At 35.7% G+C, this 20,307-nt stretch carries 18 protein-coding genes and 1 tRNA gene; 12 read left to right on the top strand and 7 right to left on the bottom strand.

What is annotated here, in order from left to right; all coding sequences use genetic code 11:
* Window positions 1–47 precede the first annotated feature (47 nt).
* The 5 genes from ASC44_RS12590 to ASC44_RS12570 all read right to left on the bottom strand — a co-directional run bounded on the left by ASC44_RS12590 (window position 48) and on the right by ASC44_RS12570 (window position 7,242).
* The gene (locus ASC44_RS12590) at window positions 48–2,453 is read right to left on the bottom strand and encodes a sodium-translocating pyrophosphatase (protein ID WP_055447986.1); all 2,406 of its coding nucleotides are present in this window, start codon (window positions 2,451–2,453) and stop codon (window positions 48–50) included.
* Window positions 2,454–2,731: 278 nt separating this feature from the next.
* The gene (locus tag ASC44_RS12585) at window positions 2,732–5,032 is read right to left on the bottom strand and encodes a M1 family metallopeptidase (protein WP_055447985.1); all 2,301 of its coding nucleotides are present in this window, start codon (window positions 5,030–5,032) and stop codon (window positions 2,732–2,734) included.
* A 64-nt stretch (window positions 5,033–5,096) separates the two neighbouring features.
* The gene (locus ASC44_RS12580) at window positions 5,097–5,597 is read right to left on the bottom strand and encodes a DUF6702 family protein (RefSeq protein ID WP_055447984.1); all 501 of its coding nucleotides are present in this window, start codon (window positions 5,595–5,597) and stop codon (window positions 5,097–5,099) included.
* Between the two features lie 60 nt (window positions 5,598–5,657).
* Entirely contained in the window at window positions 5,658–6,449 is a 792-nt protein-coding gene (locus tag ASC44_RS12575) for a peptidase associated/transthyretin-like domain-containing protein (protein ID WP_055447983.1), read from the bottom strand.
* Window positions 6,433–7,242, bottom strand: a complete 810-nt coding sequence (locus ASC44_RS12570) for a hypothetical protein (RefSeq protein WP_055447982.1) — start codon at window positions 7,240–7,242, stop codon at window positions 6,433–6,435. Before ASC44_RS12570 ends, ASC44_RS12575 begins: the two co-directional genes overlap by 17 nt.
* A 141-nt stretch (window positions 7,243–7,383) precedes the next feature.
* Here ASC44_RS12570 and pepE point away from each other — a divergent pair, with 141 nt between their 5' ends.
* Window positions 7,384–8,091: a dipeptidase PepE gene (gene pepE, locus ASC44_RS12565; protein WP_055447981.1), complete on the top strand. Its 708-nt coding sequence runs from the start codon at window positions 7,384–7,386 to the stop codon at window positions 8,089–8,091.
* Between the two features lie 159 nt (window positions 8,092–8,250).
* On the opposite strand, the gene ASC44_RS12560 is transcribed toward pepE, so the two are convergent.
* Window positions 8,251–8,323, bottom strand: a tRNA-Gly gene (locus ASC44_RS12560).
* Between the two features lie 160 nt (window positions 8,324–8,483).
* On the opposite strand from ASC44_RS12560, the gene ASC44_RS18340 reads away from it, so the two are divergent.
* Both ASC44_RS18340 and ASC44_RS12550 read left to right on the top strand, forming a co-directional pair.
* Window positions 8,484–12,416, top strand: a complete 3,933-nt coding sequence (locus tag ASC44_RS18340) for a beta strand repeat-containing protein (RefSeq protein WP_055447980.1) — start codon at window positions 8,484–8,486, stop codon at window positions 12,414–12,416.
* The gene (locus ASC44_RS12550; protein WP_055447979.1) at window positions 12,409–13,557 is read left to right on the top strand and encodes a T9SS type B sorting domain-containing protein; all 1,149 of its coding nucleotides are present in this window, start codon (window positions 12,409–12,411) and stop codon (window positions 13,555–13,557) included. The genes ASC44_RS18340 and ASC44_RS12550 overlap by 8 nt, the downstream gene beginning before the upstream one ends.
* On the opposite strand, the gene ASC44_RS12545 is transcribed toward ASC44_RS12550, so the two are convergent.
* Window positions 13,558–14,022, bottom strand: a complete 465-nt coding sequence (locus ASC44_RS12545; RefSeq protein WP_338035194.1) for a GNAT family N-acetyltransferase — start codon at window positions 14,020–14,022, stop codon at window positions 13,558–13,560.
* Window positions 14,023–14,035: 13 nt separating this feature from the next.
* On the opposite strand from ASC44_RS12545, the gene ASC44_RS12540 reads away from it, so the two are divergent.
* From ASC44_RS12540 to ASC44_RS12500, 9 genes are all read left to right on the top strand, one after another.
* Window positions 14,036–14,506 carry a GNAT family N-acetyltransferase gene (locus ASC44_RS12540; protein WP_055447978.1) on the top strand — a complete coding sequence of 157 codons (471 nt, stop codon included), beginning with the start codon at window positions 14,036–14,038 and terminating at the stop codon, window positions 14,504–14,506.
* Window positions 14,503–15,225 carry a M15 family metallopeptidase gene (locus tag ASC44_RS12535; RefSeq protein ID WP_055447977.1) on the top strand — a complete coding sequence of 241 codons (723 nt, stop codon included), beginning with the start codon at window positions 14,503–14,505 and terminating at the stop codon, window positions 15,223–15,225. The genes ASC44_RS12540 and ASC44_RS12535 overlap by 4 nt, the downstream gene beginning before the upstream one ends.
* Window positions 15,226–15,430: 205 nt before the next feature.
* Complete coding sequence (gene gpmI, locus ASC44_RS12530; protein ID WP_055447976.1) at window positions 15,431–16,948, top strand: 2,3-bisphosphoglycerate-independent phosphoglycerate mutase; 1,518 nt, start codon at window positions 15,431–15,433, stop codon at window positions 16,946–16,948.
* A 2-nt stretch (window positions 16,949–16,950) separates the two neighbouring features.
* Window positions 16,951–17,271 carry a hypothetical protein gene (locus ASC44_RS12525; protein WP_055447975.1) on the top strand — a complete coding sequence of 107 codons (321 nt, stop codon included), beginning with the start codon at window positions 16,951–16,953 and terminating at the stop codon, window positions 17,269–17,271.
* Window positions 17,272–17,423: 152 nt separating this feature from the next.
* Entirely contained in the window at window positions 17,424–17,825 is a 402-nt protein-coding gene (locus ASC44_RS12520) for a BT0820 family HAD-type phosphatase (protein ID WP_055447974.1), read from the top strand.
* A 21-nt stretch (window positions 17,826–17,846) separates the two neighbouring features.
* Window positions 17,847–18,665, top strand: a complete 819-nt coding sequence (gene map, locus ASC44_RS12515) for a type I methionyl aminopeptidase (protein WP_055447973.1) — start codon at window positions 17,847–17,849, stop codon at window positions 18,663–18,665.
* Window positions 18,666–18,736: 71 nt separating this feature from the next.
* Window positions 18,737–19,111 carry a GxxExxY protein gene (locus ASC44_RS12510; protein ID WP_055447972.1) on the top strand — a complete coding sequence of 125 codons (375 nt, stop codon included), beginning with the start codon at window positions 18,737–18,739 and terminating at the stop codon, window positions 19,109–19,111.
* Between the two features lie 25 nt (window positions 19,112–19,136).
* On the top strand, window positions 19,137–19,904 hold the full coding sequence (locus tag ASC44_RS12505) for a class I SAM-dependent methyltransferase (protein WP_055447971.1): 768 nt from the start codon (window positions 19,137–19,139) through the stop codon (window positions 19,902–19,904).
* Between the two features lie 8 nt (window positions 19,905–19,912).
* Complete coding sequence (locus ASC44_RS12500; protein ID WP_055447970.1) at window positions 19,913–20,281, top strand: DUF423 domain-containing protein; 369 nt, start codon at window positions 19,913–19,915, stop codon at window positions 20,279–20,281.
* Window positions 20,282–20,307: the final 26 nt, after the last annotated feature.

Here is a 20,307-nt window from a genome sequence, read left to right as displayed (position 1 = left end):
AAAAACCATGCATAAAAGCATGGTTTTTAAACTTACAAATATGTTAATTAGTTTCTTCCCTTCTCTTCTTCGTTTTTGGCATATTCAGTGGCATCTTTTTCTACATCCTGTAAGTTGCCTTCAAACATTTTTTTACTGATTTCTATATTATTATCATCAATAGTTTTTGTGGTTGTAATTGTTGCTTTTGCTGCTCCCTCTATAATTCCATCATCATTTGTTTCAACTGATATTTCCTTAGTTACTTCGACATTAGAATTATTCATTGCATAACCTTCTTCAGCATGTCCTCCTAAAATAGGCGCAATTACTAAACCAATTAAACAAGTTAATTTAATTAATATGTTCATTGATGGTCCAGATGTATCTTTAAATGGATCTCCAACGGTGTCTCCAGTAATTGCAGCTTCGTGGGCCGCAGAACCTTTGTGAGTCATTTTTCCATTAATCACAACACCTGCTTCAAAAGATTTCTTTGCATTATCCCAAGCTCCACCTGCGTTATTTTGGAATATTGCCCAAAGCACACCAGATACAGTAACACCTACCATATAACCACCTAACATTTCAGCTATAGCTAAATTATCCATTCCAAAAATCATAGGAACGAAAGCAATTATTAATGGAAAGCCAATAGTTAATAAACCCGGTAACATCATTTCTTTTAAAGAGGCTTTAGTCGAAATTGCTACACATTTATCGTATTCTGGTTTCCCAGTACCTTCCATAATTCCTGGAATCTCTCTAAATTGCCTTCTTACTTCTTCTACCATTTCCATGGCAGCTTTACCTACTGCATTCATTGCTAAAGCAGAAAACACAACGGGCACCATACCACCAACAAATAACATAGCTAAAACGGGTGCTTTAAAAATATTAATTCCGTCGATTCCAGTAAAGGTTACATAAGCTGCAAATAAAGCCAAAGAGGTTAATGCTGCTGACGCAATAGCAAATCCTTTTCCTGTTGCTGCTGTTGTATTGCCAACGGCATCTAAAATATCTGTACGCTCTCTTACAATTGGTTCTTGTTCGCTCATTTCGGCTATTCCACCTGCATTATCCGCTATTGGTCCAAAAGCATCAATAGCTAATTGCATAGCTGTTGTGGCCATCATTGCAGATGCAGCTAAAGCAACACCGTAAAATCCTGCAAACGCATAAGAAGCCCAAATAGCTCCGGCGAATAATAATACCGATGGGAAGGTGGAAATCATTCCTGTTGCTAAACCTGCGATAATGTTTGTACCTGCACCCGTAGAAGATTGCTGTACAATTTTTAATATTGGTTTTTTACCTAATCCTGTATAGTACTCTGTAATTCCAGAAATAGCTGCTCCAACTACTAAACCTACAAGTGTTGCGTAAAATACGCGCATTGATGTAATTTCAATTAAACCCTCTCCGAAGAAATTCATTTGCATAGTTTCTGGTAACATCCATTTACATAAACCAAAACAAGCAATAGCAACTAAAACAATTGCTGTCCAATTCCCTTTATTAAGTGCTCCCATTACCTGAGATTCTTTAGCATCATTACTGCTAATATTAACTAGCATAGTGCCAATTATAGAAATAATAATGCCTACACCAGCAATTGACATTGGTAGTAGAATTGGCCCAATTCCGCCAAAGGCTTCACCAATATTTCCACCCATATCTTTTATAATATAATTACCAAGAACCATCGCTGCCAATACCGTTGCAACGTAAGACCCAAATAAATCGGCTCCCATTCCTGCCACATCACCTACATTATCTCCAACATTATCAGCAATTGTCGCTGGATTTCTTGGATCGTCTTCAGGAATACCCGCTTCAACTTTACCTACTAAATCAGCACCAACATCTGCAGCTTTTGTATAGATCCCTCCACCAACACGTGCAAATAATGCAATCGACTCTGCTCCTAAAGAGAAACCTGCTAAGGTTTCAAGCACAATAGTCATGTCCATTGTATTTGTCCAAACACCTCCCATAAAAAACTGAAAGAATGCGATAAAGAAAATCGTTAAACCTAAAACAGCCAATCCTGCCACACCAAGCCCCATTACTGTTCCACCTCCAAAAGACACTTTAAGCGCATTTGGCAAACTAGTCTTTGCCGCTTGTGTTGTTCTTACATTAGTTTTAGTAGCTATTTTCATACCTAAATTTCCTGCGAAAGCAGAAAACACAGCACCACAAATAAATGCAACTACTATTAGCCAATGCGTAGTAGGTACAACAACTGAAACTATCGTTAATAATATACTAACTATTATTACGAAAATTGTAAGCAATCTATATTCAGCATTTAAGAAGGCTAAAGCACCTTCGTAGATGTGATCTGAAATCTCTTTCATTTTACCATCTCCAGCATCTTGTTTCATAACCCACTTTTGCTTAATAGCCATATAGACTAAACCTAAAATTGCCAATACTATTGGCAAATAAATCATCATTTTATCCATAGTTAGTTTTTAGTTTGATTAGTTCTTACGAAAGCTAATGTAATAAATTCAAATTTAAGCTCAAAAAATATAGAAAATCACATCTTTTTAACCTAAAAAACAAGAATACATTAATACCAAAAACACAACCACCTAATTATGAGACTTCTAACATAGTGTTTCGTAAGAAACAACACATAACACACTAGTAATCAGTAAACAAAATCACATCTGACAAAAAAACAAAAAAAAAGCCTGTTCATTATGAACAGGCTTTTTATGTTATGAAAAACTACTTATTAGTTTCTTACTCTATTTTTAAATTTATCAAACTCTCCTTCTTTAACCTCTCTTGGCCAAGAGTTATTAGAAGTATCAACATCTGCAGTTTCTAATTTAGGATCTACAGTAATTCCAACAATCTCCTTCTTTGAAGATATTGCTTTACTTACTTCTTTATCATTAAGTCTCCAAATTTGCGCTGGATACGTTTCAGTTTTACTAGTTCCATCTGCATAAGTATATTCTACTATAATTGGCATAACTAATCCTCCTGGCTTGTTGAAAGTTACGTTATAGAAAAACTTAGGCTCTTCCATTTTTGTGCGTTCTTCAGCAGTAAAATTATCCATTAAATACTCTTTTAGCGTGGTAGACTCATCTGAAATACTTTCGCTTTTCATTCCTGCCGTATGCTCTTCACTTCCATCTTCAACAAAATACACTAAATCTTTTTCGTCCATTCCAAAACGTTTAGCTAAATCTCCGCCAGCTTTATTTGCTTTAGTTGTTACATAGTATTTTTTCACATCTTTAATTCCAATATCAACATAATCTGTTGTGTAGAACCATCCTCTCCAATACCAATCTAAATCGAATGCTGAAGCATCTTCCATAGTACGGAAAAAATCTTCTGGTGTTGGGTGCTTAAACATCCAACGTTGCGCATATTCTCTAAATGCATAATCGAACAATTCTGGTCCCATTACTGTTTCTCTAAGAATATTTAATGCAGTTCCTGGCTTACCATAAGCATTGTTTCCAAACTGGTAAGTGTTCAAACCTTTAGTCATGATAGGAGCAATAAAATCTTGATCTCCTCCCATATATCTTGTAATATTTGCTGCTGGTCCACGACGTGAAGGATATGCCGATTGTCCTTCAGATAAAGCACCTGGATACCATTTTCCGAAATCTTGTTCTGCAACGTACTGTACAAAAGTATTTAAACCTTCGTCCATCCATGTCCATTGGCGCTCATCACTGTTTACAATCATTGGGAAGAAGTTATGTCCAACCTCATGAATAATTACAGACATCATTCCAAATTTAACACGGTCACTATAGTTCCCATCTTTATCTGGTCGACCATAATTCCAGCAAATCATTGGATACTCCATACCTTGCTGTTTAGCATGTACTGAAATAGCTTTATGATAAGGATAATCGAAAGTCATACGTGAGTAAGATTTTAATGTACTTGCCACTGCTTTAGTAGACCAATCTTCCCATAACGGGTTTCCTTCTTTTCCATACATAGAAACAGCCATAACATCTTTGTTTCCAATTTTTACAGACATCATGTCCCAAATGTAACGTCTTGAAGTTGCAAAACCGAAATCTCTAACGTTCTCTGCATATAATTTCCAAGTTTTTGTTTTTGAAGATTTAGTTTTTAGTTTTTCAACTACTTCATCTTGAGTAACAACTACAACTGGCTCATCGTATGATTTCTTCGCTTTCTCGTAACGCTTCATCATATCTTTAGAAAATACGTCTTTCCTATTAGTTAACTTTCCTGTACCATCTAAAATATGATCTGCAGGCACTGTTATATTCACTTCAAAGTTTCCGAATGGTAACGCAAATTCGTCACGTCCCCAAAACTGAGAGTTTTGCCATCCTTCTACATCATTATAAACAGCCATTCTAGGATAAAACTGTGCCATTACATACGCTCTATTATCGTCTTCTTTAAAGTACTCGTACCCAGAACGACCTCTTCCATTAACGTGGTCATTAATATTATACCACCATTTTATTGAGAATGAAAATTGCTCTCCAGACGCTAATGGTTCAGGCATATCCACACGCATCATCGTACGATTAATCATGTGTTGTAAAGGCTTACCATTTGTTCCTTTTACTTCTTCTATATTAAAACCACCATCGAAACCATCACTCATGTAATCGTTAGCGTAAGAAGAAATTTGAGCTGCAGGTCTAACTCCACTACCTTCAATTAAAGGCGTTTTAGAATCTTTAGCTCTCATGTTTTGATCTAATTGCACCCAAAGATATTTAAGTACATCTGGAGAATTATTAGTATAAGTAATCGTTTCGAAACCAGATAATTTAGCATTAACATCGTCTAATTCTAAATCCATCTTATAATCTGCTTGTTGCTGATAATACGCAACTCCAGGTGCTCCAGATGCAGCACGATACATGTTAGGAGTAGAAAACTCCTCGTAAAGTTGCTTGAATTTGTTTTGATTAACGTGCCCTTGTTGAGGCTCTTTTTTTTCTTGATCTTGCTGAGCAAACACGCCAACAGTAACAAAAAGTGCAGATAGCACCAAGTACTTAAAATTGTTCATTTTTTTGTTGTTTTCAGAATAGAGGCTGAATTTAACAAATTTTAAGATTTAAACATTCCTTTTTTTAGAAGTTTAACATTCCTTTATCGTTTTCAGGGATTAGAATAAAAGATTTATCCTTACCGTTTATATGTGTTCTCACGATGTTTTTTTGATCGCTAAACAAATCATATAGCACATTATTTTCAACACTAAAAGATTTAATGTTTTCTACTTTTTCAATTTCCATATAACACTGCACTACATCTCCATCGTATTCTTTACCAATAAATTTTATAACAGATTGCTCTCCATTAACATCTATTTTTAGCCTAGAAAGTAAATACTTTTTAATGTAGTTATCTATTTGTATTTCATCTGTACTTGTATTTAAAACAATTCTATCGTCGAATCGCTCTTTAAGAAGTCTCTCGAAATCGTCTATAAAAATTCGCGTAATAATTTGCACAGATTGCTGCTCTTTTACGTATTCAATTTTAGTAATACTTACATAATATTTATGTGCATTAGTAAAGGCTAATGACACAACTAAAGTTAAAAATAAAATCGATTTAAAAATTTTCATGTATATATGTTTCGATTGCTAAATTACTTAAAGTAGACAAAAAGTATTCCAAGTTTTTAGTTATTCTTTTAAAGCAAGATTTTCTTTATAAACACTATACTTTTCTTTCATAAAAACTAAAGCTTCTAAATCACTAGAAGTACATCTAGTTTCGAACGCATCATCTTCTGCACAGAAATAAAAAAACTCTGCTCTAAGTTCTTCTTTTAATTCATTCTCTTTAAAAAAAGGTTCAGATAACCTGTTTTTTAAAGCATTCATTAATTTTGTGTTATTTTCAATATCAACACGTTTTTTAAGCTCTTTAGTTCTTCCTGAAATTCCATTTAAAATTGGATTTAAAGGAATTGAGCCTCCAAGGATCCCCAATAACATTATAGGCTTAAATTCTCCTGCTTCTGCTAATAATCGCTCGCTTTGGGTTTTTCTTTTGCCTTTATAACCAGGAATTCCCACATCGTAGAAATCTATTGATCTTTTCACATCAGAATTTAAAACATCATTACTTAAATCTCCTGTTAGAGTAAAGCCTATTAATGCTTCTGGCAATTGATTTACCTGAGTCTCAAGATTAACATTAAGCGTTTTGCTTTTAATATTCTCAAATATTACAATGTGTGTTAAAGATTTATACTGTACCGATGTAAAAACAATCGTATCATTTACAATTGCTTCTATCATAAATTCACCTTTATCGCTTGTAGTAGCATATTTTTTTTGAGAACGATTAATAACATGAATTCCATCAACACCTTCTTCTCCATCAACAACACCTACTAAAATTGTGTTTTGAGAAAAACTAAAAAAAGAAATTAAAAATAACAGATAAAAAACATTATTCTTTACCGCCATCTTCAATCCCTAAGAATGCTTTACTTTTTTCAAATAAATATTCAATTAATTTTAATTCATTTTTAGGCTCTAAAAGTGTATCATCGAAATGAGATTCTTCGATAAAACCAATAAACTCTTGTACTCTATCTTCTGGAATATTGTAATTTTCTATAAAATATGAAGGACTAAAGGCGTAGGAAACACTAGAAATTGGAGTTTCCAATCTTGGATCTACCTTGTCTTTATTTCTATTCTTCTTATTTTTAAAAATCCAATTACTTAACAAACCTATAATTGCCATACCGTCTGCCTGAAATCGCTGACGATCGTTTTGAGTACCTATCGCTATATTATCTACCTTAGAATGGTAATCGTCTGGCATTTCAAAATTCTCGAAACTTCCAAATTCAAAAACAATAGCATCAGACACTTTAGCATCTTTAGCATCTGTGGCAAGATCACCTGTTAAATCATATGGTAGTAAAACCACCTCATCAAGTGTATTTACATATTCTTTTAAATATATTTTCAACACTTTAGTATCTATAACTGGCTCGGTTATTTTTGTTGTAAAAGGAATTAATTGAACAGAAGAAACACGAATCTCATCATTTAAAGCAACCTTAATTACAAAATTCCCAATAGAATCTGTAATCGTTCCTTTATTTGAAGTCGTATTATAGACAGTAATGTTCTCGACATCGTCTACGTCTACAATTATTTTACCTTTAACTTCAATTCGTGAAACATCTTGAGCGAACATAGACATTGTTGCTAAAGAAAAAAATAGTAGAAATAATAATGGTTTCATATGGCTTGGTTTAGTTCTGTAAATAACGGATTTCATTTCTTAATTAAATTTTAAAAGAGTTTTAAACTTTTGTTAAAAAGAGAACTCTTTACATTTTATCGTTAAATTAGTGACATATAAATTTACAACAAATAAACTATAATGAGAAGTATAATTATTGCCAGTACATCAACCGTTTTTGGAGGTAAACCATTAGACTATCTTTTAGATGAATTAAAAAATCATTTTAAAGACTCGGATGACATACTTTTTATTCCTTACGCAAGACCTGGTGGGATTTCTCACAATGAATACACTGAGAAAATTAAAAAGCCTTTTGAAAGTATAGGTAAAAAAGTAAAAGGTATTCATGAGTTTAAAAATGCAACTGAAGCCATAAAACAAGCTAAGGGTATTTATGTTGGAGGAGGTAATACATTTGTTCTAGTCAATCAACTTTACAGAAACAAATGTTTAAATATTTTAAAAGAAGCTATTAATAGCGGTATTCCATACTTAGGAACAAGTGCTGGTAGTAATATCTGTGGACTCACCATGAACACAACCAATGATATGCCAATTGTGTATCCACCAAGTTTTAAAACCTTAGGTTTTGTACCTTTTAATATTAACCCACATTATCTAGACCCAATAACAGGAAGCAAACATATGGGAGAAACAAGAGAAACACGCATAAAAGAGTTTCATCAATTTAACACGCAACCAGTAATTGGTCTACGAGAAGGAAGCTATATTGAAGTTCAAGGAAAAGATATTACTTTGAAAGGCAAATTGAAAGCCAGAATTTTTGAGCACGAAAAAGAGGCTTATGAAATTGATACAAATACATCTTTAAACTTATTAAAATAAAAACACACCTAATAACCTAGTAAGACCAATTTAAGCTTAACTAGTCGGGTTTCGTCTACAACAAAAGAAACCTATTAAACTTCATGAATAAAACTACTATCTATTAATTTTAAAAAATAGGCACAAAAAAAACTCCAATATTTCTATTGAAGTTCTTTGAGCGAGAGACCAGGTTCGAACTGGCGACATTCAGCTTGGAAGGCTGACGCTCTACCAACTGAGCTACTCTCGCATTTCCGATGGCAAAAATAGTAATTATTATGGATTCAGCAACATAATTATTAAGCATTATGTCGAATTTTTAGGTTATTCATCGATTTTATGAAGTGAACTAAGCTTTTTCATCGCTAAATCAGCTAATCAAGGCTATTTTTGAAATAAAAAGCCCTTAAATGAAAAAGATATTTTTAATTTTAATTCTCTTACTTACTACAAATGCATTTGCACAAGTTAAAATAGGAGACAATCCACAAACAATAGATCAAAACTCGATTTTAGAACTAGAGAGTTCTGAAAAAGTATTAGTGGTAACAAGAATTTCTGAAGCAGAAATGAATGCTATTACTCCTTTAAACGGAGCAATAGTGTACAATACCGACGAGAATTGCTTATTTCAATTTAACAACAATACATGGAATAGCCTCTGTGTTGATGTTATGGAAAATGAAACTATAACATCTATTTCTCAAAATAACGATGGAAGTTTCACATATACTAATGAAACAGGCACACCTATTACTATTAGTATAGCTGGACCTCAAGGTCCTCAAGGTGATGCTGGAATAAATGGAAATGACGGTGCAACAGGCGCTCAAGGGCCTCAAGGTGAAGTTGGAACGAACGGAAACGATGGTGCAACTGGTGTTCAAGGCCCACAAGGTGATGCTGGAACAAATGGAATAAACGGAAATGACGGTGCAACAGGTGCTCAAGGGCCTCAAGGTGAAGCTGGAACGAACGGAAATGACGGAAACGATGGTGCAACTGGCGCTCAAGGCCCACAAGGTGATGCTGGAATAAACGGAAATGACGGAAACGATGGTGCAATTGGCACTCAAGGTCCACAAGGTGAAGCTGGAGTAAATGGAATTGATGGTGCAACTGGTACTCAAGGCCCTCAAGGTGAAGCAGGAACTAACGGAACTGATGGTGCAACTGGTGCTCAAGGTCCTCAAGGTGATGCCGGAATAAACGGAACTGATGGTGCAACTGGTACTCAAGGCCCTCAAGGTGATGCTGGAATAAATGGAAACGATGGCGCAACTGGTGCTCAAGGTCCTCAAGGTGATGCTGGGATAAACGGAACTGACGGAAACGATGGCGCAACTGGCGCTCAAGGTCCACAAGGTGATGCTGGAATAAACGGAAACGACGGTGCAACTGGTGCTCAAGGTCCACAAGGCGAAGCTGGAACTAACGGAAACGATGGCGCAACTGGCGCTCAAGGTCCACAAGGTGATGCTGGAATAAACGGAAACGACGGTGCAACTGGTGCTCAAGGTCCACAAGGAGAAGCTGGAACTAACGGAAACGATGGTGCAACTGGTGCTCAAGGTCCACAAGGTGATACTGGAACAAATGGAACTGACGGTGCAACTGGCCCTCAAGGCCCTCAAGGTGAAGCTGGAACTAACGGGAACGATGGTGCAACTGGCGTTCAAGGTCCTCAAGGTGATGCCGGAATAAACGGAACTGATGGTGCAACTGGTACTCAAGGCCCTCAAGGTGAAGCTGGAACTAACGGGAACGATGGTGCAACTGGCGTTCAAGGTCCTCAAGGTGATGCTGGAGCAAACGGAACTGACGGTGCAACTGGTGCTCAAGGTCCACAAGGTGATCCTGGAACAAATGGAAACGATGGTGCAACTGGCGCTCAAGGCCCACAAGGTGATGCTGGAATAAACGGAAACGATGGTGCAACTGGCGCTCAAGGGCCACAAGGTGATGCTGGGCTAAACGGAAACGATGGTGCAACTGGTGCTCAAGGTCCACAAGGTGAAGCTGGGATAAACGGAACTGACGGAAACGATGGCACAACTGGCGCTCAAGGTCCTCAAGGTGAAGCTGGAATAAATGGAAACGATGGCGCAACTGGTGCTCAAGGTCCTCAAGGTGATGCTGGAGTAAACGGAGCTGACGGAAACGATGGCGCAACTGGCCCTCAAGGTCTTCAAGGTGATGCCGGAGTAAACGGAACTGACGGAAACGATGGCGCAACTGGCGCTCAAGGTCCTCGAGGTGAAGCTGGAACTAACGGAAACGATGGTACAACTGGCGCTCAAGGCCCACAAGGTGATGCTGGAGCAAACGGAAACGATGGTGCAACTGGTGCTCAAGGTCCACAAGGTGATACTGGAACAAATGGAACTGACGGTGCAACTGGCCCTCAAGGTCCTCAAGGTGAAGCTGGAACTAACGGAAACGATGGTGCAACTGGCGTTCAAGGTCCTCAAGGTGATGCCGGAATAACGGAACTGATGGTGCAACTGGTACTCAAGGCCCTCAAGGTGAAGCTGGAACTAACGGGAACGATGGTGCAACTGGCGTTCAAGGTCCTCAAGGTGATGCTGGAGCAAACGGAACTGACGGTGCAACTGGTGCTCAAGGTCCACAAGGTGATCCTGGAACAAATAGGAAACGATGGTGCAACTGGCGCTCAAGGCCCACAAGGTGATGCTGGAATAAACGGAAACGATGGTGCAACTGGCGCTCAAGGGCCACAAGGTGATGCTGGAATAAACGGAACTGACGGTGCAATTGGTGCTCAAGGCCCACAAGGTGATGCTGGAACCAACGGAAACGACGGTGCAACTGGAGCTCAAGGCCCACAAGGTGATTCTGGAACAAACGGAAACGATGGTGCAACTGGTGCTCAAGGTCCTCAAGGTGATGCTGGAATAAACGGAAACGATGGTGCAACTGGTGCTCAAGGTCCACAAGGTGATGCTGGAATAAATGGAAACGATGGTACAACTGGCCCTCAAGGTCTTCAAGGTGATGCCGGAGTAAACGGAACTGACGGAAACGATGGCGCAACTGGCGCTCAAGGTCTTCAAGGTGATGCCGGAGTAAACGGAACTGACGGAAACGATGGCGCAACTGGCGCTCAAGGCCCACAGGGTGATGCTGGAATAAATGGAAACGATGGTGCAACTGGTGCTCAAGGTCCTCAAGGTGATGCTGGAATAAACGGAATTGACGGAAACAATGGTGCAACTGGTCCTCAAGGTGATGCTGGAGTAAACGGAGCTGACGGAAACGATGGTGCAACTGGTGCTCAAGGTCCACAAGGTGATGTTGGAACAAATGGAAACGACGGTGCAACTGGTGCTCAAGGTCCTCAAGGTGATGCAGGAATAAACGGAAATGATGGTACAACTGGCGCTCAAGGTCCAGAAGGTGAAGCTGGAATAAACGGAAACGATGGTGCAACTGGTGCTCAAGGTCCTCAAGGTGATACCGGAATAAACGGAAACGATGGTGCAACTGGTGCTCAAGGTCCACAAGGTGATCCTGGAACAAATGGAACTGATGGCGCAACTGGCGCTCAAGGCCCACAAGGTGATGCTGGAATAAATGGAAACGATGGTGCAACTGGTGCTCAAGGTCCTCAAGGTGATGCTGGAATAAACGGAATTGACGGAAACAATGGTGCAACTGGTCCTCAAGGTGATGCTGGAGTAAACGGAGCTGACGGAAACGATGGTGCAACTGGTGCTCAAGGTCCACAAGGTGATGTTGGAACAAATGGAAACGACGGTGCAACTGGTGCTCAAGGTCCTCAAGGTGATGCAGGAATAAACGGAAATGATGGTACAACTGGCGCTCAAGGTCCAGAAGGTGAAGCTGGAACTAATGGAACTAACGGTGCAACAGGTGCGCAAGGACTTGTTGGTCCATCGAATGCATACGTAGGACATTTTATTATTACAGCAACTGGCAGTAAAATAATAACAGGTATTCCTTTTGAACCTTCTCAAGTAACATTTCAAGCCTATGCTAATGTTGAAAGTGAAAACATAAATTCAGACAATGGTGTTGGAAACAATAATAATGGCTTCAACAACGCTTTTGGAGGAATGACAGGTTATGCAAGAGGAGCAACGCAACAAGTAATTTATGTTGGAGGTAGTGGTAATTCTATTAATGATATTTCTCGTTACGCTTCAAGCTCCCATTGTATAGGAATAAGATACTCTAATAATAACGGAGACAATCAAGGTTTAACATCTGCAAGTTTTACATCGTTTAATGCAACTGGATTTACAATTAATGTGGATAACAAAACAGAGAACATACTAGTAATTTATACAGCTTATGAATAAGACACAAAATATAATAATAGGAGTCTTAGTTATCTTGTTTTTCAATATATCAAAGGCACAACAATCTTTCCATAATTTTGGAAACGTACAAATTCACGACCAAGGTCAAATGGGTTTCCACATCGATTTAGAAAACGATGGAACCTTCAACCAAAATTTAGGTTTAGCTGGTTTTTATAATTCAGCTAATGCATTAACAATATCTGGAACAGAAATACCTACCTTTTATGATATGGATGTTGCCGTTCTCGATAATTTATTTCTAGAAGTTAGCACCGAAGTTTCTAATGGTTTGAATTATATTATTGGTCATACAATAACACCAAGAAACAACCCAATTATTTCACTTGACTTTCTAAATGACACCTTTTATGTTTCAGAAGATGACCTTAGACTCACAGACGGATATGCTTCTTTTAAAGGAAACAACTCATTTACGTTTCCTATTGGGGATGATAATAAATTAAGACCTTTAATAATACCAGAACAAATTAACAGTCCTAAATTTAAAGCAGCATACTTTAACGAAGACCCAAATTTTCCATCAACGTTTGTAGAAAGCTTTGATACAAATAATTCCGAAGCCATTATTAATGCCATTAGCAAAGAAGAGTTTTGGGATTTTAATGGTTCTAAAAAAACATTAGCTACTTTAACTTGGGATCAAGAAAGTCAGATTTCGTTATTAGTAAATGACTTAATGAACCTAAGAATTGTTGGATGGAGTAAAGCAGAAAATAGATGGTTAGATTTAGGTAACACTTCTGTAACTGGAGACATAAACAACGGAACAATTAGTTCTTTTGAGTTTACGCCAAATGACTATACAATTATAACCTTTGGAGCACTAATTGGTAGCGATGGCCTTACAGTCTATAACGGAATAAGCCCTAACAACGACGGTTTAAACGATGTATTCATAATTGAAGGCGTTGAATTATTCAATAATACTTTAAAGATTTTTAATCGTTGGGGAAGAATTGTTTATGATGTACAGAACTACAAAAACACATTTAATGGCATCTCAAACAAAAAAGTAGTCGGTACTCAAGGAAACAAACTTCCTGTAGGAACCTATTTCTATGTTTTAAAAACCGAAGACAACAAGAGCTATTCTGGTTGGTTATATCTTAATTACTAGTTATAACGTTTTAAAAAAGTGATAACCATAAATTTCATACCCTTCATTATAATAAAATTTATGTGAAGGGTAATTTTGTACATAAGTATTTAATTCTGAAGTATTGCATCCTTTTGATTTTGCATAATCGTACAACCATTTAAAGAATTCTTTACCCAAACCTTTTCCTTGATAAGCCTCTTCAATATAAACATGATCTACTTCCATAGATTTACCTGCATAATGTCTTGTCTGAAACCACATACCACAAACACCAATTAGTTTTTCATTATCAAAAACACCTGCGCATTCGTAATTCTCCTCTACCATTGCAGCAAAACGTTCTTTTAGTACATTTTCAGAATTTGCATTACTCGTTAATTTTCTAACTAACGGAATAATAGTATTTATATCTTTTTTATCAATAATTTTAAAGCGAAATACCATCGTTATTTTTTCAGTAAATTTAATTAAATTTGAAAACATAAAACAACAATAAATGCCGTTTGAACCTAAAATAATAAATGCTTCAAGAATTACGATTAAACAAATAAGCGGCTTAGAAACTATTCCTGTAAGACATGCTGTATTACGAAAAGGAAAACCTGTTGACGCTTGCGCGATTCCTCAAGATAATCTAGATAGCACTTTCCACTTTGGTTTATTCTATGAGGATAAATTGGTTGCTGTTTCCTCTTTTGTAGTCGATAAGTCTCCTTATTTTAAAGACACTAAACAATATCGATTGCGTGCAATGGGTGTTTTAGAAGAATATCAACGCCATCAATTTGGTCAAAAATTATTAACGCATGGTGTCGCTTTTTTAAAAGATAAAAAAATAGAACGCTTGTGGTTTAATGCACGCATAATTGCTCTTAATTTCTACAAAAAAAACGGATTTGAAACCATTGGTAATATTTTTAACATACCCAATGTAGGAGATCACTACCTAATGCACAAAAAACTATGATTAGAAACACATTTTTAAAGCTTATACTATTAATGGCTATAGCTACTCTTCCGCAACTCTCTTTTGCACAAATCACTATTTCTTCAGAGCAATTAATAGGGAAAGGCAATCCTGAGTTATTTGGTGAAGGCTATAAATTAAGAAAAGAAGCATTTACAGCTTTTAAACAAATGCAAACCGAAGCTTTAAAAAGCAACATTAAAATTGGAGCTGTTTCAAGTTATAGAAGTTTTGCCCACCAAAAACGTATTTGGGAACGCAAATTTAAAAGCAACCAAGCAAAAGGACTTTCAACTACAGAAAATATTAAAAAAATTATAGAATATTCTACCATTCCAGGAACATCAAGACACCATTGGGGAACAGACATAGATATTTACCAAACCAATGTTAAACAACCAAGAGGTCTATTATTAGAAGGGAATTTTCATAACAACGGTGCTTTTTGTAAACTTAAAGAATGGATGGACAAACATGCTAAAGATTATGGTTTTTATCTTGTTTACACAGATTTACCCAACAGAAAAGGCTTCAAATATGAACCTTGGCATTACAGCTACAAACCACTATCTTCTCAATATTTAAAAGACTATAACCAATTAGATATTGTTGAAATTCTAAAAACAGACAAACTTTTAGGAAGCCAAAATTTCTCTAAAGAATTTATCACCAAGTACACAGAAGAAAACATTCTAGACATCAATCCTGAACTTCTGTAATTTTATAAATAATAAAAATGGTGAATTTAAATCGTAGCTCTAAATAAGAGCATGCTTCAATTTTTCTACTAAAAAAAGCATCAGCAGAAAAAATTAGCACAAAGAATATTAGAAAATCAACTAAAACGTTTTCGCTTAATTATATAGTAAAGTCCTGCATTTGCGGGACTTTATTATTTATATTTGTTACTCAAACTCTAAGAAAATGAACAAAAAAGTCATCCTAATGATTCTTGATGGTTGGGGAAAAAGCCCAGATCCTAAAGTCTCTGCAATAGATAATGCCAACACACCATTTATAGATAGTTTATACACTAAATATCCGCATGCACAACTAAGAACAGACGGTTTACATGTTGGTTTACCAGAAGGTCAAATGGGAAACAGTGAAGTTGGACACATGAATTTAGGTGCCGGACGTATTGTTTATCAAGACTTAGCGAAGATTAATTTAGCAATTGAGAATAATACTTTAGCACAAGAAAAAGTGCTAATAGATGCTTTTAATTACGCTAAAGCGGAAGGCAAAAACGTTCATTTACTAGGTTTAGTTAGTAATGGTGGTGTACATTCTCACATTAACCATATTAAAGCATTAGTCGATGCATCTGAAAATGCAGGTGTAAAAAACACATACATTCATGCTTTTACAGATGGTAGAGATGTAGATCCTAAATCTGGAAAAGGTTTTATAGAAGATTTAGAAAATTACACGAAAGATAAAAACACAGAAATCGCCTCAATAACAGGTCGTTATTACGCAATGGATCGCGATAACCGTTGGGAGCGTGTTAAGTTAGCTTATGATGCTTTAGTTAATGGAGCAGGTGAATTATCTAATAATTTACCAGACAGCATTCAAAAGCACTACGATGCAGATATTACAGACGAATTTATAAAGCCAATTATAAAAGCAAATGCTGAAGGACTTCCGTTAGCAACAATAAAAGAAGACGATGTTGTTCTGTTTTTTAATTTTAGAACAGATAGAGGTCGTGAGTTAACAGATGCTTTATATCAAAACGATCATCATGAGCAAAACATGCATAAATTGAATTTGTATTATGTTACAATGACGAATTATGGTGATGCTTTTAAGGGTATTCATATTATTTTCGATAAAGACAATATTACAGAAACCTTAGGTGAAGTTTTAGAAAAGAATAACAAAACACAAATTAGAATCGCAGAAACAGAAAAGTATCCTCATGTTACCTTTTTCTTTTCTGGCGGAAGAGAAAAACCATTTAAAGGTGAGTCTCGCATATTAAAAAACTCACCAAAAGTAGCGACTTACGACTTAAAACCCGAAATGAGTGCTTTTGAATTAACAGATGCTTTAGTACCGGAACTACAAAAAGGAGAAGTCGATTTTGTATGTTTAAATTTTGCAAATGGCGATATGGTTGGACACACAGGCTCTATGCCTGCTGCCATTAAAGCCTGTGAAGCTGTAGATACTTGTGTAGAAAAAGTAATCACAACTGCTCTAGAAAATGGTTACACCACTTTACTAATTGCAGATCATGGTAATTGCGAAACAATGATGAATCCTGATGGCTCTCCACATACAGCACACACCACTAACCCTGTTCCTGTTATTTTAATAGACAACGAATTAAAAGACATTAAAAATGGTGTCTTAGGTGACCTAGCTCCTACTATTTTAAAACTAATGGGTGTTGAAAAACCTGCTGTTATGACACAAGAAAGCTTAGTTTAAAAATGAAAAAAATAATAATTATAATGCTCTTACTTATTAGTTTTACTAATTGTAAAGATTATAATCCTAAAAAATTTGAATCTGTAAAATGGAAAAATGCTAGCCCAAGAGAAAAAGGGCTTATGGCTTCAGACTTAGTTGAAAGCAAAATATTAATTGGCAAAAGTAAAACTGAAATACTTGAACTTATTGGCAAGCCTAAAGACAGCAGCAACATTAACTTTCATTATCTTATTGAATTTGGATATATGGCTCCGTTTCATTTAGACATAACCTTCGATAAAGAAAATAATAAAGCCATTAATGCAATATTATTAGACTGAAGATAAACTTCAATACCTCTTTTTTGATTTTTTTTAAAATAAAACAAAATAGTTCTCCTCTTAAAATAAGTCGAGGGCTATTTTTTTTCAATCTTATCGTTTCATTTAAAGCTTTAATTTTTATCGTATTTTTGTAATCAATTAAAACTTGAATGAATATTTCTAAAGGACTTATTATTGCTGTAGATTTCGATGGTACTATTGTAGAAGATGGTTATCCTGGTATTGGAGACGAACGCTTATTTGCATTCGACACTTTAAAACGGTTACAAGCAGATGGTCACCGTTTAATTTTATGGACCTATCGCCATGGTAAAAAACTTGACGAAGCCGTAGAATTTTGCAAATCTAATGGTATTGAATTTTATGCAGTAAACCGAAGTTTCCCTGAAGAAGAGAACCTCGATAATGCTAGCAGAAAAATTCATGCAGATTTATTTATAGACGACAGAAATATTGGTGGCATACTGGGTTGGGGAGAAATATACCAAATGCTTACAAACGAAAGACCTCAGCCTAAACAAAAAAAGAAAAAAGGATTTTTCAGATTCTAAAACAGTAGTTATTCACAGATTATGATTATAGTAAAAACAAGAGAAGAAATAGAATTAATGCGCGAAGCTGCACTTGTAGTTTCTAAAACATTAGGAGAAATAGCAAAAGCTGTAAAACCTGGTGTAACAACATTAGAGTTAGATAAAATTGCAGAAGAATGCATTAGAGACCAAGGAGCAATACCTGGTTTTTTAGGTCTTTACGATTTTCCTAATACGCTTTGCATGAGTCCAAACTCTCAAGTTGTACACGGTATCCCAAATAACACACCATTAGAAAATGGTGATATTATTTCTATAGATTGTGGTTCTATAAAAAATGGTTTTTATGGTGATCATGCTTACACTTTTGCTGTAGGTGAAATAGATCCTGAAACCGAGAAATTATTACAAATCACTAAAGAGTCTTTATACGTTGGTATTAAAGAATTAAAAGTTGGTAATCGTGTTGGCGATGTTGGTTATGCCATACAGAAATATTGCGAAGATCATGGTTATGGTGTTGTAAGAGAATTGGTTGGACATGGATTAGGTCGTGTTATGCATGAAGATCCAGAAATGCCGAACTACGGTAAACGTGGTCGTGGCAAAAAGTTTATTGAAGGTATGGTTGTTGCCATCGAACCTATGATAAATCTTGGAACACAACGCATAAAACAACATAGAGACGGTTGGACTATTACAACTCAAGATGGTAAGCCTAGTGCACATTTTGAACATGATGTAGCTATATTAGACGGAAAACCTGAGATACTATCTACTTTTGCTTATGTTTATGAAGCTTTAGGTATTACTTCTACAGAAGAAGATGAATTTAGACAGAAGGCTTTAGTGCTTTAAGTTTTTTGACACGAATTTCACTAATTATCACTAATTTGCTAACTTAAACTTTATTAATCTAATCTAAATTCATGTCGAATCTTATATACAAAGAAGACGCTTACAAAATAGTTGGCATCTGTATGGAAGTTCACAATCAATTAGGAAAAGGTTTTAACGAAGTTGTTTATGCAGATGCTTTAGAAATAGAATTAACGGATAATAATATTCCGTATTCTCGTGAGATGAAATATGGTATAGTATACAAAGGCAATTTATTACCTCATAAATACAAGGCCGATTTTATTATAGATGATAAAATAGTTTTAGAATTAAAAGCCATTAGCTGTTTAACAGTAGCCCATACAAAACAAACATTAAATTATTTAGCTGTATCTAAACTAAAACTAGGATTACTCATTAATTTTGGAGAAGACAGTTTAAAGTATAAAAGAATCGTCCTGTAAGGATTCTTGAAAATTCGTGAAATTCGTGTCAAAAAAACTATTCAAATTAATACTTAACACCATCCCGAGACCTTTATTAATTAGGTTAAGCTATGTTGCACGTCCAATTTTAGCTTTCTTTTTAAAAGGCAATACATTTACAGACCCAATAGACGGCAAAAGCTTCAAATCTTTTCTTCCTTATGGCTATGGAGAACAACGCAACAATGTGTTATCTCCCTCTACTCTATCTTTAGAAAGACATCGATTATTATGGTTGTATTTACAAAATGAAACCGATTTCTTTTCTGCTGAAAAAAAAGTACTTCATTTTGCTCCAGAACAATGTTTTTTAAAACGCTTTAGAGTCTTAGACAATTTAGACTATACAACTACAGATTTATTATCTCCAATTGCCGACGTTAAAGCAGACATATGCAACCTTCCATTTGAAGATAATAGTTACGATATTATTTTATGCAACCATGTTTTAGAGCATATACCTGATGATACTAAAGCCATGCAAGAACTGTTTCGTGTTATGAAACCTGGTGGCTATGGTATATTTCAAATTCCTCAAGATTTATCTAGAATGGCAACGTTTGAAGACGATACCATAACTGACAAAAAAGAACGCGCTGAAATATTTGGACAATACGATCATGTGCGTGTTTATGGTTGCGATTACTTTAGTAAGCTTAGAGACATAGGTTTTATGGTTAATGAAGAAGATTACACAGCAAGACTTACAAAAGAAGACGTTGAAAAATACTGTTTAGCTAAAGGAGAAATTATTCCAATAGTTTATAAATAAAAAACACAATGACACAAGAAATTATAATAGCTACAGGTGCCTTTTTTGGTATGTTTTCAGTCATTTTTGGAGCCTTTGGAGCGCATGCCTTAAAGAAGATTTTATCTGCAGAACAATTAAACAGTTTTGAAGTTGGCGTAAAATACCAAATGTATCATGCAATAGTATTATTGGTTTTAGGTTTTAACGCCTCAAATATAACTGCTGCCACATATTGGTGTTTTACACTAGGTATTGTTTTATTCTCTTTTAGTATTTACGGCTTAATTTTATCTAGTGCCAAAGGAAAAAAGCTTCGCTTTCTAGGACCAGTAACTCCAATTGGTGGTTTACTTTTAGTTATTGGCTGGTTGCTTTTATTAATTAATTCTTTTTGAAAAAAGAAAAAAATTATATAAAAAAA

The sequence above is a fragment of the Lacinutrix mariniflava genome (genome assembly GCF_001418015.1).
Taxonomy (GTDB): domain Bacteria; phylum Bacteroidota; class Bacteroidia; order Flavobacteriales; family Flavobacteriaceae; genus Lacinutrix; species Lacinutrix mariniflava.
This window is presented reverse-complemented; position numbering and strand designations above follow the sequence as displayed.

Coding starts and splice junctions, on each gene's coding strand:
- ASC44_RS18340 (WP_055447980.1), top strand. CDS start 8,484: ATGAAAAAGATATTTTTAATTTTAATTCTCTTACTTACTACAAATGCA.
- ASC44_RS12590 (WP_055447986.1), bottom strand. CDS start 2,453: ATGGATAAAATGATGATTTATTTGCCAATAGTATTGGCAATTTTAGGT.
- ASC44_RS12500 (WP_055447970.1), top strand. CDS start 19,913: ATGACACAAGAAATTATAATAGCTACAGGTGCCTTTTTTGGTATGTTT.
- ASC44_RS12510 (WP_055447972.1), top strand. CDS start 18,737: ATGTCGAATCTTATATACAAAGAAGACGCTTACAAAATAGTTGGCATC.
- ASC44_RS12540 (WP_055447978.1), top strand. CDS start 14,036: ATGCCGTTTGAACCTAAAATAATAAATGCTTCAAGAATTACGATTAAA.
- gpmI (WP_055447976.1), top strand. CDS start 15,431: ATGAACAAAAAAGTCATCCTAATGATTCTTGATGGTTGGGGAAAAAGC.
- ASC44_RS12535 (WP_055447977.1), top strand. CDS start 14,503: ATGATTAGAAACACATTTTTAAAGCTTATACTATTAATGGCTATAGCT.
- ASC44_RS12585 (WP_055447985.1), bottom strand. CDS start 5,032: ATGAACAATTTTAAGTACTTGGTGCTATCTGCACTTTTTGTTACTGTT.
- ASC44_RS12575 (WP_055447983.1), bottom strand. CDS start 6,449: ATGGCGGTAAAGAATAATGTTTTTTATCTGTTATTTTTAATTTCTTTT.
- ASC44_RS12580 (WP_055447984.1), bottom strand. CDS start 5,597: ATGAAAATTTTTAAATCGATTTTATTTTTAACTTTAGTTGTGTCATTA.
- map (WP_055447973.1), top strand. CDS start 17,847: ATGATTATAGTAAAAACAAGAGAAGAAATAGAATTAATGCGCGAAGCT.
- ASC44_RS12570 (WP_055447982.1), bottom strand. CDS start 7,242: ATGAAACCATTATTATTTCTACTATTTTTTTCTTTAGCAACAATGTCT.
- ASC44_RS12525 (WP_055447975.1), top strand. CDS start 16,951: ATGAAAAAAATAATAATTATAATGCTCTTACTTATTAGTTTTACTAAT.
- ASC44_RS12520 (WP_055447974.1), top strand. CDS start 17,424: ATGAATATTTCTAAAGGACTTATTATTGCTGTAGATTTCGATGGTACT.
- pepE (WP_055447981.1), top strand. CDS start 7,384: ATGAGAAGTATAATTATTGCCAGTACATCAACCGTTTTTGGAGGTAAA.
- ASC44_RS12550 (WP_055447979.1), top strand. CDS start 12,409: ATGAATAAGACACAAAATATAATAATAGGAGTCTTAGTTATCTTGTTT.
- ASC44_RS12545 (WP_338035194.1), bottom strand. CDS start 14,022: ATGTTTTCAAATTTAATTAAATTTACTGAAAAAATAACGATGGTATTT.